This is a genomic window from Tenacibaculum finnmarkense (assembly GCF_900239185.1).
Lineage (GTDB): Bacteria > Bacteroidota > Bacteroidia > Flavobacteriales > Flavobacteriaceae > Polaribacter > Polaribacter finnmarkensis.
The window spans coordinates 43458-60116 of the sequence record NZ_OENA01000061.1 but is presented as its reverse complement, the minus strand read 5'-3'; the positions used below and the strand labels follow the sequence as shown (position 1 = coordinate 60116).

13 protein-coding genes are annotated in these 16659 nt (G+C 31.4%); 8 read left to right on the top strand and 5 right to left on the bottom strand.

Annotated elements, in window-relative coordinates; genetic code table 11:
• Positions 1-102: 102 nt before the first annotated feature.
• The gene (locus AQ1689_RS08770; RefSeq protein ID WP_101955848.1) at positions 103-1272 is read right to left on the bottom strand and encodes a histidine decarboxylase; all 1170 of its coding nucleotides are present in this window, start codon (positions 1270-1272) and stop codon (positions 103-105) included.
• Between the two features lie 400 nt (positions 1273-1672).
• The gene (gene gcvP, locus AQ1689_RS08765) at positions 1673-4528 is read right to left on the bottom strand and encodes an aminomethyl-transferring glycine dehydrogenase (RefSeq protein ID WP_101955847.1); all 2856 of its coding nucleotides are present in this window, start codon (positions 4526-4528) and stop codon (positions 1673-1675) included.
• 128 nt (positions 4529-4656) lie between these two features.
• Here gcvP and AQ1689_RS08760 point away from each other — a divergent pair, with 128 nt between their 5' ends.
• The 8 genes from AQ1689_RS08760 to AQ1689_RS08725 all read left to right on the top strand — a co-directional run bounded on the left by AQ1689_RS08760 (position 4657) and on the right by AQ1689_RS08725 (position 13183).
• Positions 4657-5469, top strand: a complete 813-nt coding sequence (locus tag AQ1689_RS08760) for a UbiA prenyltransferase family protein (protein WP_101914860.1) — start codon at positions 4657-4659, stop codon at positions 5467-5469.
• Between the two features lie 96 nt (positions 5470-5565).
• The gene (serA, locus tag AQ1689_RS08755; RefSeq protein WP_101955846.1) at positions 5566-7455 is read left to right on the top strand and encodes a phosphoglycerate dehydrogenase; all 1890 of its coding nucleotides are present in this window, start codon (positions 5566-5568) and stop codon (positions 7453-7455) included.
• A 104-nt stretch (positions 7456-7559) separates the two neighbouring features.
• A complete protein-coding gene (locus AQ1689_RS08750) occupies positions 7560-8183 on the top strand; it encodes a PAS domain-containing protein (protein ID WP_101914862.1) in 624 nt (207 codons plus the stop codon).
• A 90-nt stretch (positions 8184-8273) separates the two neighbouring features.
• On the top strand, positions 8274-9554 hold the full coding sequence (gene kynU / locus AQ1689_RS08745) for a kynureninase (protein ID WP_101955845.1): 1281 nt from the start codon (positions 8274-8276) through the stop codon (positions 9552-9554).
• Positions 9555-9645: 91 nt separating this feature from the next.
• A complete protein-coding gene (locus tag AQ1689_RS08740; RefSeq protein ID WP_101955844.1) occupies positions 9646-11049 on the top strand; it encodes an FAD-dependent oxidoreductase in 1404 nt (467 codons plus the stop codon).
• Positions 11050-11079: 30 nt separating this feature from the next.
• Complete coding sequence (locus AQ1689_RS08735; RefSeq protein WP_101955843.1) at positions 11080-11298, top strand: DUF6500 family protein; 219 nt, start codon at positions 11080-11082, stop codon at positions 11296-11298.
• Positions 11299-11449: 151 nt separating this feature from the next.
• The gene (locus tag AQ1689_RS08730) at positions 11450-11980 is read left to right on the top strand and encodes a 3-hydroxyanthranilate 3,4-dioxygenase (RefSeq protein WP_101955842.1); all 531 of its coding nucleotides are present in this window, start codon (positions 11450-11452) and stop codon (positions 11978-11980) included.
• A 117-nt stretch (positions 11981-12097) separates the two neighbouring features.
• Complete coding sequence (locus AQ1689_RS08725; protein ID WP_101914867.1) at positions 12098-13183, top strand: amidohydrolase family protein; 1086 nt, start codon at positions 12098-12100, stop codon at positions 13181-13183.
• A gap of 39 nt (positions 13184-13222) precedes the next feature.
• Here the strand turns inward: AQ1689_RS08725 and AQ1689_RS08720 are convergent, their stop codons facing one another.
• The 3 genes from AQ1689_RS08720 to AQ1689_RS08710 are packed head-to-tail and all read right to left on the bottom strand — an operon-like array spanning position 13223 to position 16655.
• Positions 13223-13879 (bottom strand): ion channel, encoded by a 657-nt coding sequence (locus tag AQ1689_RS08720; RefSeq protein WP_101955841.1) that lies wholly within the window; start codon positions 13877-13879, stop codon positions 13223-13225.
• A 14-nt stretch (positions 13880-13893) separates the two neighbouring features.
• The gene (locus tag AQ1689_RS08715; protein ID WP_239781543.1) at positions 13894-15243 is read right to left on the bottom strand and encodes a TolC family protein; all 1350 of its coding nucleotides are present in this window, start codon (positions 15241-15243) and stop codon (positions 13894-13896) included.
• 56 nt (positions 15244-15299) lie between these two features.
• Positions 15300-16655, bottom strand: a complete 1356-nt coding sequence (locus tag AQ1689_RS08710; protein ID WP_101955839.1) for an HlyD family secretion protein — start codon at positions 16653-16655, stop codon at positions 15300-15302.
• Positions 16656-16659: the final 4 nt, after the last annotated feature.

The window sequence follows — 16659 nt, the reverse complement described above, 5'->3', positions numbered from 1 at the left end:
GAAATCATCTGAAAAGAATAGTTTCTAAATGCTTAAAAAATAAGTTTTATAACAAAAAACACGAAGTTAACGCTTCGTGTTTTTTATGTTTATAAGTTGGTTTTATGTTAATGAATAATCAAAAGTAATTTCGGGTTCAGTTGTTGGTTCATCGCAATTTTTTAAATCATCAATAAAGGCATCAATTTGGGTTTTCGTTACATTTGGCATGCAAATTATATGTGAAATATCACCTTCGGTTGCTAATTGCCATTTATCTTTAATTTTTTTAGATGTTTTAGGCAGAACTACGGTAATTGCATTCGGATTTCTCCAGGCTTTAATACCAATATTTTTTAGTGAAGTTTCACAATATTGCGCAACTTCTAAACTCTTTTGATAGCGTTCTTGTAAACCCTCAACACCCAATTGTTTTAAGGCGTACCATAAAAAAAGTGGTGAATGTCCGTTGCGAGAACCTGTTATGGTGGTATCTAACGAGCCGATATATGAAATTCCTTTGGCAATTCGATCTCTATTGGAGCGTTTTGCCATTAATACGCCTGTTGGAATTGGAGATCCTATAAATTTATGTCCGCTAATAGAAATACTATCTGCACCATCCATAAAATCGAAGGGTAGGCGAGGTTGCATAAAAGCTCCAAAGGAACCAGATAAGGCTGCATCACAATGGATGTAATGGTCTTGAATTGCTAGGCTCGCTAAAATATTTTTTATGTTAGAAATATCATCTTTTGCTTCTTTCATAGTAGTACCAAAAGTAGCCAAAACAATAACGGGTTTATGGCGGTTCATACGCACGGTGTTCTTAAAATCTTTATAATCCATTTCACCGTTTTCTTGTGCTTTTATAACAATACTAGGGATGTTTAATAAATGAATATTTTTGCGAATACTATAATGTGTAGATTCGGAATAATAAACAATTGCTTTGGGATATAATTCACGTGCAAGATATAAGCCATACAAGTTACTTTCAGAACCTCCGTTGGTAACATATCCCCAAAAATCTTTCGGATTTGCCCTAAATAATTTGGCGAAAAAAGCAATTACTTCGCGTTCCATTTCGTGAGTTTGTACTTGGTATGTTCCTTTTTCAAAGGGGTCTCCTAAATTGTTAATAGGAAACTGAAAGAACTCATTTAGAGCGGAGTAATCAAAATCTTTTGAAACGGGATACCCTAAAAAACCATCACGAGCGGTGGTTAATTGTTCTTTTAGTGTATTTAATTTTTGTTGATTTTCTTCGGATAAATTTTTAAAACCTGCCATAGTAATGATATTTAGCCATCAAAAGTAGCAGAATCAATAATAATAGTCAGTATTTAGGTTGAAATTTAGATTATTTTTCTGTTTATTTTATTAATGTAGATAAAAAATCTAAAATTATGTTTTTGGAATACTTTTAATAGAAAAAACACAGTTTTATAAAGATATTATTTTCTGATAAAAAAGATGAATTCATGTGCTTTTTTTAAGGTCGTTCTGGTTTTTAGCCCCGATTGAAGCAATTGTTTGAGCTCTTTTTTATTTTTCTTTTAAAAATAAAAAAAGCGAGTGCGCAAAGCGGGAATAGCTTCAAATAAAATTAATATAGAAAAATAATTTCAAAAAAAAACCTCACCATTTCTGATGAGGTTTTCGAATTTATAAAAAATTTATAAAGAAGATTTTAAGCTTCTTCATCAATATAATCTTCAATTGGGTTACAAGAACAAATTAAGTTTCTATCGCCAAAAGCATCATCTACTCTACGAACAGAAGGCCAAAATTTATTATCGGCAACATAACTTAAAGGAAATGCCGCTTGCTGACGCGTATATGGTAAATCCCATTGGTCATCAGTTAGCATCGCTTGTGTATGCGGTGCATTTTTTAACGGGTTATTTGCGTCTTCTTTGGTTACTTCTGAAATTTCTTTACGAATAGCAATCATAGCATCACAAAAACGGTCTAATTCAGCTACATTTTCAGATTCTGTTGGTTCAATCATCATTGTTCCTCCTACTGGGAAAGAAACTGTTGGTGCGTGAAAACCGTAATCCATTAAACGTTTTGCAATATCAACTACTTCAATTCCGTTTTGTTTAAAGTCTCTACAGTCAATAATCATTTCGTGTGCCGCTCTATTCATTTCTCCTGAATATAAGGTTTCGTAATGACCGTGTAAACGTTCTTTAATATAATTGGCGTTTAAAATAGCGTTTTTTGTAGAATCTGTTAATCCTTTAGCACCTAACATGGTGATGTATCCGTAAGAAATTAAACACACTAAAGCAGAACCCCAAGGAGCTGAAGAAATTGCTGTAATTGCATTTTCGCCACCTGTTGGAATTAATGGATTGCTTGGTAAAAATGGTACTAATTGAGGCGCAACACATATTGGTCCAACCCCTGGTCCACCACCTCCATGAGGAATAGCAAATGTTTTATGTAAGTTTAAGTGACAAACATCAGCACCAATCGTTGCAGGGTTTGTTAATCCTACTTGTGCGTTCATATTTGCACCATCCATATAAACTTGCCCACCGTTATCATGAATAATTTGGGTGATTTCTTTAATCGCTTTTTCGTACACTCCATGCGTTGATGGATAGGTAACCATTAAAGCGGCTAAATTATCTTTATGTTTTTCGGCTTTTGCACGTAAATCTTCAACATCGATATTTCCTTTTTCATCGGTTTTGGTAACCACCACTTTCATACCAGCCATAACTGCTGATGCTGGGTTTGTACCGTGTGCCGATGCAGGAATTAAACAGATATTTCTATGAGCATCATCATTTGATTCATGATACGCACGAATAACCATTAATCCTGCAAATTCTCCTTGTGCACCAGAATTTGGCTGTAAAGAAGTTCCTGCAAAACCTGTAATAACATTTAATTGTTCTTCTAGGTTTTTTAATACTGTTTGGTATCCTTCAGCCTGTTCTAATGGTACAAATGGGTGAATATTTCCCCATTGTGCATTACTTAAAGGTAACATTTCAGAAGCAGCATTTAATTTCATGGTACAAGACCCTAAAGAAATCATGGAATGATTTAACGCTAAATCTTTACGTTCTAACTTTTTGATATAACGCATCATTTCAGTTTCTGACTGATAGGTATTAAATACGTCATTATCTAAGAAAGAAGTGTTTCTTAAAACGTTAGGAGCAATTGCGACTGTTGTTGTTAATTGTGTAACAGTAATGTTTTGTACGTTAAATGCTTGTTCAAAACAATCAACAATGGCATTAATTTCTTTTAAACTAACGGTTTCATTTACTGAAATAGAAACGTGGTTGTTATCAATATAATTAAAGTTGATTCCGTTTGCTTGTGCAACAGTGCGTAATTTTTCAGCTTCAACTTCAATTAAAATAGTATCAAAATAGGCGCTATTTTTTTGTTTGAAACCTAGTGTTTCTAAAGCAGTTGCTAAAGTATTTGCTGCAGCATGAGTTCTGTCAGCAATATATTGTAAACCATCTTTACCATGGTAAACGGCATACATTCCTGCCATAACAGCTAATAAAACCTGTGCAGTACAAATATTAGAAGTCGCTTTTTCACGCTTAATATGTTGCTCACGAGTTTGTAACGCCATACGCAATGCACGACCACCGTTAACATCTTTAGTAACACCAATTACACGACCAGGAAGACTACGTTTGTAAGCTTCTTTGGTAGCAAAATAACCAGCATGAGGACCTCCGTAACCTAATGGAATTCCAAAACGTTGTGTAGTTCCTACTACTACGGCAGCACCAAATTCAGCAGGTGCTTTTAATTTTACTAATGATAAAATATCGGCAGCAACAGCTACTTTTATATTTTTTTCGTTACAGTTGGCAACAAATTCAGTATAATCGCAAACCTGCCCATGTTTTCCTGGGTATTGAACAATAGCTCCGAAAAAATCTTCAGAAAAATCAAATTCTTCATGATTTCCTACAACTAATTCAATTCCGATAGGCGTTGAACGTGTTTGTAAAACCGATAATGTTTGAGGTAAAATATCTTCAGAAACAAAAAACTTGGTTACACCTGCTTTTTTCTGAGCACGTTCACGTACATCAAATAATAACGCCATTGCCTCAGCAGCAGCAGTTGATTCGTCTAATAAAGATGCATTTGCAAGTTCCATACCTGTTAAATCGCAAACCATGGTTTGGAAATTTAACAAAGCTTCTAAACGTCCTTGTGCAATTTCTGCTTGATATGGCGTATAAGCGGTGTACCAGCTTGGGTTTTCTAAAATATTACGCTGAATAACGCTAGGCACAATTGCCTGGTGATATCCTAATCCGATGTAACTTTTAAAAACCTTGTTTTTTGCACCTAATTCAGTAATATGATTCAAATATTCATACTCACTCATTGCAGGAGCTAAATCTAATTCGTTTTTAAGGCGAATATCATCAGGAATTGTTTCAAAAATTAATTGGTCTATGCTATCAGATTTAATCGTTTCTAGCATTTTTTCTTGTCCTTTTGAATTAGGACCAATATGTCTTAGTTGAAATGAATTTGTGTTCATTCTGTGTTGTTTTTTTAGTCCATCAAAAATAACAAAAAAGTGTAATTTTTATAGTATGTTTTTGGCTTTAAACTGATATTTTATTAACTAAATGTAATGGTTCTAAACATAAAAACTATTTTTGTGTAATGAATTTGCTAAAAAAACTATTTAATTTTTATATAAATGCTAGTATTCACGTAGCCTTAGCGGTCTGTTCTTTTGTTTGTGTTACGGTGCTATATTTTGGATTGGAATACAATAAATCGTTGTTGTTTTTTATTTTTTACGCTACAATTACGGGTTATAACTTTGTAAAATATGCAGGAGTTGCTAAATTGTATCATAAAAGTTTGACAAGGCATTTAAAAATTATTCAAATTTTTTCGTTGTTTTGCTTTTTAATGATGTGTTTTTATCTTACTAAATTAAATTTACAAACAGTGCTCTTTTTTAGTCCCTTCGGATTGTTAACACTTTTATATACCGTTCCTTTTTTTAGTGGCTTTAAAAAAAACTTACGAAGTATCGGCTATTTAAAAATCATAATTGTTGCGTTGGTTTGGGCGGGAATAACGGTTTTTCTACCTTTTTTTGATACTCGGGCTAGTTTTTCGGGTTCTCTTTATTTATTAGGATTACAGCGTTTTTTGTTTGTGGTGGTTTTAATTTTGCCTTTTGATATAAGAGATGTAAAGTATGACGCTATTTCTTTGCAAACCATTCCTAAAAAAATAGGCGTTCAGCAAACCAAAAAGGTAGGCTATGTTTTGTTAATACTTTGTTTGTTTTTAGAATTTATAATAACGTCAAATACTAATTTTAAACAGGTTTTTTTGGTGATTTTTACGCTTCTTTTGGTTTTATTGATGCGTTGTTCAGAAAAACAATCAACTTATTATAGCTCATTTTTTGTAGAATCAATTCCTGTTATTTGGTGGCTTTTATTGCTAATAACTTGATATTCTATGGATAAAAAAATAAAATCTTTTTAAAATAGTGCATTACTTGTTTAATATCCTTTGTATTTTTGGATACGAACCCTTAAATAAAATGCTATGACACCAAAAAGAAGTTTTGTTTTCGATTTTGATAGTACCCTTACAAAGGTAGAAGCTTTAGATGTTTTAGCAGAAATCAGTCTGCTAGGAAATCCGAAGAAAGAGGCTATTATTAATCAAATTATAACAATAACCAATCAAGGAATTGACGGCGAAATATCGTTTACCGAATCTTTAAAAAAACGGATTGACTTATTAAACGCTACAAAAGCTGATTTACCTTTATTGATAAAAGAATTAGAGCAAAAAGTATCTCGTTCAATTGCTGATAATAAAGATTTTTTTAAAGAGTTTTCTGATGATATCTATGTAATATCCGCAGGTTTTAAAGAGTTTATAATTCCGATTGTTGCCGAGTATAATATTCCTGCTGAAAGAGTTTTTGCCAATACTTTTGAGTTTGATAAAAACGATGCAATAATAGGTTTTGATACTCAAAATTTGTTATCGCAACACAACGGAAAAATTGACTGCTTAAAAAACTTAAATTTAGCTGGTGAAATTCAAGTAATCGGTGACGGTTATAGCGATGCGGTAACCAAAAAAGCAGGAGTTGCCGATACTTTTTTTGCTTATACTGAAAATGTACAAAGAGCAAAAACCATCGCAAATGCCGACCATATTACGCCTAATTTAGACGAATTTTTATACCTAAACGATTTGCCAAGAAATATATCATATCCAAAGAATAGAATTAAAATTTTATTATTAGAAAATGTTCATAATGATGCTTTTACCAACTTAACAGCCGATGGTTTTAGCGTAGAAACGGTGTCAAAAAGTTTATCCGAAGAAGAATTAATTGATAAATTAAAAGATGTTCATGTTTTAGGGATTCGCTCAAAAACACAGGTTACTAAAAAGGTAATCGAATCGGCAGATAAATTAATGGTGGTTTCGGCATTTTGTATCGGAACAAAACAAATAAATTTAGAAGCCTGTAAAGAAAACGGTGTGGTCGTTTTTAACGCTCCTTATAGTAATACTCGTTCGGTGGTCGAATTGGCAATTGGCGAAATTATTATGTTAATGCGTAGTGTTTTTCAGCGAAGCACCGAACTTCATAATGGTCAGTGGAATAAAACAGCCCAAGGTTCGAGAGAAATCCGAGGTAAAAAACTAGGGATTGTCGGCTACGGAAATATTGGTAAACAATTGTCTGTTTTAGCTGAAGCACTAGGGATGGATGTGTATTATTATGATATTGAAGATAAATTAGCGCTAGGAAATGCGAGCAGAATAAGTACTTTAAAAGAGCTATTAAATATTGCTGATGTAATTACCTTACATGTAGATGACAATGTGGCAAACAAAAATTATATCGGCGAAAAAGAAATTGCTCAAATGAAAGATGGCGTTCATTTTGTAAATTTATCGAGAGGTTTTGTGGTTGATATTAAAGCCTTGGTAGCGGGATTAAAATCGGGTAAAATAGCAGGAGCGGCTGTTGATGTATATCCTGAAGAACCTCGAAAAAATGGTGATTTCTACACCGAATTAAAAGGGTTACCAAACGTAATTTTAACGCCTCATGTTGGCGGAAGCACCGAGGAAGCTCAAAAAGATATTGCCGATTTTGTGCCAAGTAAAATAATGGCATACATGAATTCAGGAAATACGGTTGATGCGGTAAATTTCCCCAATATCCGCTTGCCACGTCAAAATAATGCACATCGATTTTTGCATATTCATAAAAATGTACCGGGCGTAATGGCAAAAATAAATAAAGTTTTGGCTAAATACGATTTGAATATTACAGGGCAGTATTTATCGACAGATGAAAAAGTAGGCTATGTAATTACGGATGTAAATAAAATATATGATAAAAAAGTTATCGAAAAATTGCAAGAAATAGACGGAACTATAAAATTTAGAATATTATATTAATATTTAATCTAGATAAGTACTTCATTTAGAGTTGTTTTTTATGATATTTATCATGTAATTTATGTTTGTCCATTTTTATATTTGTCATCAAAAATAATTTTAAAATGAAAGAAGTATCAAGAAAATCACAAATATCTTCGCCAACACCTATTGATAAAAAAGTACTATTAGAGCAAGATACAATTCTGATTAGTATTACCGATAAAAAAGGTGTTATTGAATATTGTAATGAAGATTTTGTTGCTTCATCAGGGTATGAAGAACGTGAATTAGTAGGGGCAAGGCATAATATTATTCGACATCCAGAGATGCCTAGGATTATTTTTAAAATGATGTGGGAGCGTTTAGAACAAGGTAAAAACATGATTGCCGTAGTTAAAAACTTAGCGAAATCAGGTAAATATTATTGGGTAGTTACTGATTTTACGGTTAAAAAAGATGAAAAAGAACAGGTATTAAGTTACAAAGCAATTCGAAGATTAGCTCCTCAAAAAGCAATTGATGAGGTAATTTCTTTATATAAAAAACTTAAAGATATTGAAGATGTAAAGGGAATGGAAGCTTCTCGGAAATTTTTAAATGGTTTTTTAGATACCAAAGAATTAGAGTATGATAGTTATATAGAGGGCTTAGTTTCGTCTGGTATGAATATGTCAAAACCTAAAAAAGACAAAAAAGTAGGGGCATTTTTTAATTGGTTCTTTTTTGCCGAAGAAAGACCGTTTTAAAATGTACGTTAAATCAAAAATAAATATAGGGTATTTAATAAATGAAAAAGGATTGTTTTATATTTGAAAACAATCCTTTTTTTCTATTAGATGAATTATCAAAATACCTTAGACTACGCACAACAACAAGATAAAGAAGATACCTTAGCTTATTTACGCAACCAATTTCATATTCCCAAAGATAAAAATGGAAAAGATTGGTTATATTTTACAGGAAATTCCCTCGGATTACAGCCAAAACAAACTCAAAAATATATTCAAAATGAACTAGACGATTGGGCAAAATATGGCGTAGAAGGTCATTTTGAAGGCGAAACTCCTTGGTTGCCGTATCATGAGTTTTTAACCGAAAACATGGCGAAAATAGTGGGAGCAAAACCGCTAGAAGTTGTTGTTATGAATACCTTAACAACCAATTTGCATTTGTTGATGGTTTCTTTTTATCAGCCTACGAAAAAGAAATATAAAATTGTAATAGAATCTGACGCTTTTCCTTCGGATAGATATGCGGTACAATCGCAATTAAATTTTCATGGTTTTGATGCCGAAGATGGTTTAATTGAATGGAAACCAAGAAAAGGCGAAGAATTATTAAATATTGAAGATTTAGAAACAATTATTGCTGAACAAGGCGATGAAATAGCATTATTATTAATTGGCGGTGTCAATTATTACACAGGACAATATTTAGATTTAAAGCGAATTGCTGAAATCGGACATTCAAAAGATTGTTTTGTCGGAATTGATTTAGCACACGGCGCAGGAAATATTTCTCCAGAATTGCATAATTCAGGCGTAGATTTTGCCGCTTGGTGTACTTATAAATACTTAAATTCAGGACCTGGAAGTTTAGGTGGATTATTTGTTCACGAAAAACACGCCGAAAATAAAGAGTTACCTCGTTTTGCTGGTTGGTGGAATCATAATAAAGATACTCGTTTTAATATGCGTCAACCTTTTGATGTAATGGCTGGTGCTGAGGGTTGGCAATTATCGAATCCTCCAATATTATCAATGGCAGCAATTAAAGCTTCTTTAGATATGTTTGCTGAGGTAGGAATGGAGGCTTTACGAGAAAAATCAGAAAAATTAACAGGATATTTTGAGTTTTTAATTAATAATTTAATTGAAGAGTTAAATTCTGAGGATATTAAAATTATTACGCCTTCAAATCCAAAAGAAAGAGGCTGTCAATTATCTATTCAAGTAAAAAATGCCGATAAAAGTCTGCATAAAAAACTAACAGAAAATAATATTATTACCGATTGGCGTGAGCCAGATGTTATCCGTTGCGCACCAACGCCAATGTATAATTCTTTTGAAGATGTTTATAAAATGGTAGGTATTTTAAAAGGATTGTTGTCAAAATAATTAAAAAATATTGAAGAAATAACACTGGATATGGATGCGGTTCTGAAATAAATTCAGAATGACGAAGCGGAAAATAAAAAGAAGCATAAAAATGAATAAAAAAGACAATATATTAATAATAGGTGCAGGTTTATGCGGAAGTTTATTAGCTTTACGATTGGCACAAAGAGGCTATAAAGTAAATGTTTATGAAAGCAGACCTGATTTAAGAACTATTGATATTTCAGCAGGTCGTTCTATAAATTTAGCCTTATCTGACAGAGGTTTTAAAGCCTTGCGTTTAGCAGGTGTTGCCGAAAAAGCTCGTGAAATTTGTATTCCAATGTACGGAAGATTGATTCATGATATTGAAGGAAACACATTTTCATCAAATTATTCGGGTAGAGATAATGAGTGTATCAATTCAATTTCAAGAGGAGATTTAAACGCTATTTTATTAACAGAAGCCGAAAAACACGAAAATGTAAGCATTCATTTTAATAAAAAATGTACATCTGTAGATATAGAAAATACCATAGCAAACTTTAAAGATTATCATACAAAAGAAGAGTTTTCTGTAGATGCTGAGGTTATTTTCGGTACTGATGGCTCGGGTTCTGTTTTACGTAAAAGTTATTATTTAGAACGAAAATTCTTGTTTAGTTATTCTCAGAATTATTTATCTCACGGATATAAAGAACTTGAAATTCCTGCGGATAAAATAGGGAATCATCAAATAAGTAATGCTCATTTACATATTTGGCCTCGTGGTGCGTATATGTTAATTGCGCTTCCGAATATGGATGGTAGTTTCACCGTTACGCTGTTTTTAAGTTATGATGAAGGAGAATATAATTTTGATAATTTAACATCCGAAGAAAAAATAACTGCCTTTTTTGAAACACAATTTCCAGATGCCTTAAAATTAATTCCGAATATTAAAGAGGAATTTTTAAATAATCCGACAGGAGCATTAGGAACGGTAAAATGTTCGCCTTGGCATTACAAAAATAAAACTATTTTATTAGGAGATGCAGCGCACGCAATCGTACCCTTTTACGGGCAAGGAATGAATGCTTCTTTTGAAGATATTACCATTTTTGATGCTGTTTTAGAAGAAAATTTAGGCGATTGGGAAACGGTGTTTAAAACCTACGAAAAAGCAAGAAAAGAAAATACCGATGCTATTGCTGATTTAGCAATCGATAATTTTCACGAGATGAAAAATCATGTAGCTAATCCGTTATTTAAAGAAAAGAGAAAATTAGAAATGGCTTTAGAAAAAGCGTTTCCAAATGAGTATTTTTCTAAATATTCGATGGTTACTTTTAAAGAAGATATTCCGTATGCTGATGCAATGAAAAAAGGACGTGCGCAAGATAAAGCATTGTTGAATATGGTAGCGGATTCTGATTTTAAACATACAACGGATTTAAAATATTTAAAAGAAATTCTTCAAAAAGTAGTAAAAGAAACCAATGAAATTTTAAAGGAAGATGAAATAGCAGGATTGTAATTTTTTATCAAAAGAAATAAATTACATAATATGAATAAAGAAATAGAACAAAAAATCATTGCCGTTTGTGAGGAGAAAATTGCTAAAAAAGGTGCAAATGTAGGTTTGTCTTTTTATGCGTTTTTTCAAAATAAAAATGATAATCCGAAGTTGTTAATGGATGTGGCTACTTGGTGGATTCAAACACATCAATTAAATCATTTTGAAAAAGCTATCAAAATTAAAGCAATGGTTGAAAACAATAATTAGTTATTTTTCTGATTGTTGGTGTATTCAAAATTATAAATAAAAACGAAATTTGCGTTAGGGATTGAAGCGGCATCCTTTTTATAAAATTTTTCTTTTATAAAAAGATATAGCGGAAAGCCCGACCTTTAGGGAACGCCCAAAATATATAAATATGAATTTAGTACAGCCTTTAAATTTTAAAAAGTGGATTGATGAAAATCGTCATTTATTAAAGCCACCCGTTGGGAATAAACAGGTGTGGGATAATGGCGATTATATCGTAATGGTGGTCGGTGGTCCTAACAATAGAAAGGATTATCATTATAACGAAACGCCAGAATTTTTTTATCAGGTAGAAGGAGATATGATTCTGAAAATTATCGACCAAAATGGTAAAATGATCGATGTTGAAATTAATGAAGGCGATATTTATTTATTGCCTGCTAAAGTGCCGCATTCGCCTCAACGTACCGAAAACACTGTTGGTTTAGTGATTGAATATCCAAGGTCAGAAGGAATGTTAGATGCCCTAGAATGGTATTGCGAAAATTGTGAAAATCAGTTATACCGAGAGGAATTTGCCTTGAAAAATATTGAAACTGATATGCCTATTATTTTTGATAATTATTATTCTGATACCAAAAAATGTACCTGTAATAGTTGTAAAACGGTAATGGGAGCGCCTAATAAAATTAAGAAATAATTACTTTCTAATAAAATATATCCTATTAAATTCTCGATACAATTTTAATTTCTTTTAGTCTTTAAAATCATTCGAATTGACAAAAAAAATCATCACAAAAAATTATTTATATAAAAGATGGAAAAACGTAAACTACGCATAAACGGACATTCTCATTTATTGCCTTATCCTGAACAAATTCCTGATTTTATGAAGGAAAAAGAAATTTTTTGGGTGGATGATGAGCGTAAACACATGTTACAAAAAGGTTGGAAACGCCCGGTAACAGATTCTAGTTTTTTCTTAGATGAGAAATTACGTTGGATGGAAAAAAATAAGTTAGATCATGCGGTGGTTTTAAATTTATCACAATTATATGGTAACGGATTGCGTTTGGAAGAAATGAAAAAAGCTTTGCGTTTTCAAAACGATTTTAACGCAAAAGTACAACACGATCATCCTGATAAATTTACCTGCGGTTTTGTAGTACATCCTGGTTTTATTCAGGGTGCTTTGTGGGAAATGGAGCGTTGTGTGGAAGAATTAGGCTTAAAAGTTTTGTGTTTGCCAACGCATTTTATGGATTCGATAGGGCAGTGGCGTTGCGTTTTTGATAAAGAAAATGATGCAATTTTTGAATTAGCAGATAAATATAAATTAGCCATTGAAATTCATCCGTATGATGGCGATAAAATGATAAAATTAGAAAATACCAATTGGCGTTTTCATTTAATTTGGATGTTGGCGCAATGTGGTGATGCCTATCATTTTTATACGTTAAACGGGATGCAGGAGCGTTTTAAAAATATCAGAACTTGTTTTGCACACGGCGGACAATTGGCACAAATGAATTTAGGAAGACGTATTCAAGGTTTTGACGGTCGTCCTGATTTATTTGAAGGGAAAACGCATCCTAGAAAGGCGGTTGGGCATCCAAATATTTTCTTTGATACTTTGGTACATGATACCGATTCGTTAAAGTTAATGATTGACAGACAGGGTTCTAATCAAATTATTATGGGCTTAGATGACCCGTATCCGTTAGGAGAAATGGAAAGTGATGCGCAGTCTTCTTATCCTGGGAAATTATTAGATTTGGCTATTGATAGAGATATTATCAATCAAAAACAATATAACGAAATTTGGGAAGATAATACCTTGCGTTGGTTATTTGGTGATGATCAAAAAGCAAAACAAGATTTAATTACAAAGATTTTAGGCTAATTTTTGGAGCGTTTTTAGAAGGATATTTAGCAAAATATTTTAGGATGTTTTTTCTTGGTTGATATACTTACCGATAACAATCCCCATTAAAACGACTAAATATATTTGTCCTATTAAACCGATAAATACCACGGCTTTTTGAGCCAAAACAGTTTCGGGTAAAATTTCGCCATAGCCAATGGTTAGCAGTGTTATATAGCTAAAATACATTAAGTTTTGAATGGTTGAAATACCATTTTCGGGGAAGCTAAAAGAACCTGGATAAAAAATTTCAACAAGTAAACAGATAAAAAAACCGATAAAACCAAGCGATATAAAACCACTAATTAGACCTAAAATTGTTTTTTGATCGATGTTTTTAGTATTCCAGACTTGAATAATTAATTCTCTAGTTACAACAATATGAAAGATAAAATAAGAGCTAATTCTTAAGATATCAACAAAGTGTCTTCCCGCTTTGTCAAATATATCTAAACTAAAAGACAGGGTGGCTAGTAAGAGTAAAAGAAGTACTAGCCAAAAGGTTTTTTTCTTTTTATGAAGTAAAAATAAGCCTGTACTTAAATTGAAAAGATGTAGTACAGGCGATATTTTAGTATCATAAATTTGGATAGGAAAAACAAGGGCTCCAAATAAAAGTGTTAATTGTGAAAATAAAAATATTTTAAATCGGAACTTGTATAATTCGTTTAACATTTAATAAGTATCTTTTAGATATTTGTTAATTTCCCTAATAATTTAAGTAGCTTACTTTTTGTTTTAGCGTATTCATATTCATTTTTGATGGCTTTTAAATTCGTTTCAATCAGTTTAACTTCTCTGTAATTAATTAAAAATAAAGAGCTTTCACCTAACGAAAATTTTCGCTCTTCGCTTTTAACGATTGTTTTATAATTATTCACTAAGTTTTTTAAGATATTGTGTTGTTTTTGATACGATACAATTTCTTGTTTGGTCGCTTTAATCTTATTTTGCAAAATTATTTTTGTTGCTGAAATTTCAAAATCTAAATCTTGTAATTTTATTTTTGCAATTTTTAAATCACCTCTAGCTTTTCTTAAAAATAACTGCACACTAACTTGCAACGAATTTTTGTAATTTGAAACGTTAAAAGTACTAAAATCATCAAAATTATGTACTTCTGATGATAATAAATTATACTGAAAATCTATTTTTGGCAATAAATTATTTATTTTTAATCGTTTATTTATCTGTAAATTATTCTTTTTTAAGGCTAATAATTTTAACTTCGGATGTTGTTCTATATTATTTTCATCTAAATTAATTTCGACTGTTTTTAATAATTTATCAATCTTAGAAAATGTTGCAATATCAGGAATCATGTTGTTTTTTAATTCCATCGGAATATTATTATTAATCCACAAATAATTCGAAAAAGCTAACTTTGATTTTAAATGTTTAATACGTGCTTTTTCTAAATCTAATTTTCTGTTTTCTAAGTTGATACTTGTTTCTAAAGTATCTACAGCAGCTTTATCGCCTGCTTTAAAATTTTTAATAACATTTTTGTGTCTTGTAATTGCATTGGCATAATAATTTTTAAATACACTATATTGTTGATAATATTGTGTCCAATTTAAGTATGCAGAAATAGCATCAAACAAAACAGTATTAACTAATAATTGTTGTTCTAATTTACTTTGTTTGGTATATATTTTGGCTTTTTTTAACGTAGCCATTCTTTTATTGATAAATAAATTTTTAGCTAACGGAACAGATACTCCTACATTATATAAACCATTTTTAGGAGTTTTATATTGAGGGTTTAAATACTTACCTGAATTGTTTTGATAACTAGCTTTTAGCTCAATACCATACCAAGTAGGAATTTTAAAAGAGGAAACCAATGTTTTATAATACTCGGTATTTTTAAAGTTTTTATTACTGTAATCAACTTCAATTTTAGGGTCAAAACTACCTCTAGCTTTTAATAATTTTGCTTGATTTGTATTAACAATAAGTTTTGCTTGCTTTATAATAGGATGGTGTTTTTTTATATATCCTAAACTTTCTTCTAAAGAAAGTGTGTTGTTAGGCATATTTTGAGAAAAGGAAACAACACTTATAAATAGATATAAAAAGGATATATTTTTCATTATTTCTTTTTCTTAGAATCGGTTTTTTTTGTGTTTGGTTGATAAAAATTAGGCGGAAAACTGTTAATTTGTCGCCATAATTCATACCAAATAGGTACATTTTCTAGCAGCGCAATTGTTTTTGCTCCCGAGCCAACTCTAATGGCTTTTGGCCATGGATGTTCATTATTGTCAGGAACAATTAAGGCTCTGTATTTGCCGTTACTGCTAATAAAGTTTTCGATCGCAATAATTTTTGCTTCATAAGTTCCTGACGACATATTAGGCCAGCCACTAAAAACAATTGCAGGCCAACCATCAAACTGAACACGCACTTTTTCGTTGGTGTGTATTAAGGGTAAATCGATGGGTTTTATATACATTTCTACTGCCAAATCGTACTGTGAAGGCATCATGTTTATCAGTGGTTCACCTTGTTTAAAAGTTTCTCCAATCCCTGATTTTATCGCCTTGTTAATATACCCATCAAGCGGAGCGGTAATGTATAATAAAGAGCTTCTTTTATTATAATTAGCTAAATTTGTTTGTAATTTAGAAACTTGAACTTCTGTTTCGTATGCGCCAGATTCAGCAGTATATAAACTACTTTTTGCTTTTGATAATTTATCAGTATAACTAGCTATAACGCCCGAAATAGCTAATTTAGCATTGATACTATTATTTTTGGAAGCTAATAATTTATTTTTTTGAGAAATAACTTTAGCTGAAAATTCTTGAAGTTTTGCACTTTTTTCTTCCACATCTTTAGTAGCTTTTAAACCTTCTTGTTGTAAAGTGTAAGTTCTATCATATTGAATTTTGGCGATATTTTGTTTTAAAACAACGGTTTCTAAATCAATACTATCGGTTTTAACTTTTAAGTAAGCTTGTTGTAATTTGTTTTTTGCTTGTTCCGATTTTAATTTTTGTTCGTTTTTTATCGCTGAAATTTGTCTTTTTAAAGCACTTATTTTATTTTGATATGATTTTCCAGAAAGACTTTTAGAATTTAATTGATTTCCTGTTCTTTCGGCAAGTTTTGCATCGAAATAATTGCTTTTTACTTCGGATATTCTTAAAATAGTATCGCCTTTTTTTACAAAATCACCTTCTTGTACAAACCACTGTTCAATTCTTCCAGGAATTTGAGATTGCAAGGTTTGCGGACGTTGATTCGGCTTTAAAGTTGTTACATTACCTGTGCTAGAAACATTTTGAGTCCAAGGTAAAAATAGCGTTATGATTAACATCAATAAAAAGAAAAGTAAAAATTTTCTGAATAATTTATGATGTTCTTTTTTAAATATTTTTTTTCCTGATTTAAAATTACTCAAATCAATTTGATTAGAAATACTATTATTTGAAATATGTAACATTACT

Coding starts and splice junctions, on each gene's coding strand:
- AQ1689_RS08770 (WP_101955848.1), bottom strand. CDS start 1,272: ATGGCAGGTTTTAAAAATTTATCCGAAGAAAATCAACAAAAATTAAAT.
- gcvP (WP_101955847.1), bottom strand. CDS start 4,528: ATGAACACAAATTCATTTCAACTAAGACATATTGGTCCTAATTCAAAA.
- AQ1689_RS08760 (WP_101914860.1), top strand. CDS start 4,657: ATGAATTTGCTAAAAAAACTATTTAATTTTTATATAAATGCTAGTATT.
- serA (WP_101955846.1), top strand. CDS start 5,566: ATGACACCAAAAAGAAGTTTTGTTTTCGATTTTGATAGTACCCTTACA.
- AQ1689_RS08750 (WP_101914862.1), top strand. CDS start 7,560: ATGAAAGAAGTATCAAGAAAATCACAAATATCTTCGCCAACACCTATT.
- kynU (WP_101955845.1), top strand. CDS start 8,274: ATGAATTATCAAAATACCTTAGACTACGCACAACAACAAGATAAAGAA.
- AQ1689_RS08740 (WP_101955844.1), top strand. CDS start 9,646: ATGAATAAAAAAGACAATATATTAATAATAGGTGCAGGTTTATGCGGA.
- AQ1689_RS08735 (WP_101955843.1), top strand. CDS start 11,080: ATGAATAAAGAAATAGAACAAAAAATCATTGCCGTTTGTGAGGAGAAA.
- AQ1689_RS08730 (WP_101955842.1), top strand. CDS start 11,450: ATGAATTTAGTACAGCCTTTAAATTTTAAAAAGTGGATTGATGAAAAT.
- AQ1689_RS08725 (WP_101914867.1), top strand. CDS start 12,098: ATGGAAAAACGTAAACTACGCATAAACGGACATTCTCATTTATTGCCT.
- AQ1689_RS08720 (WP_101955841.1), bottom strand. CDS start 13,879: ATGTTAAACGAATTATACAAGTTCCGATTTAAAATATTTTTATTTTCA.
- AQ1689_RS08715 (WP_239781543.1), bottom strand. CDS start 15,243: ATGCCTAACAACACACTTTCTTTAGAAGAAAGTTTAGGATATATAAAA.
- AQ1689_RS08710 (WP_101955839.1), bottom strand. CDS start 16,655: ATGTTACATATTTCAAATAATAGTATTTCTAATCAAATTGATTTGAGT.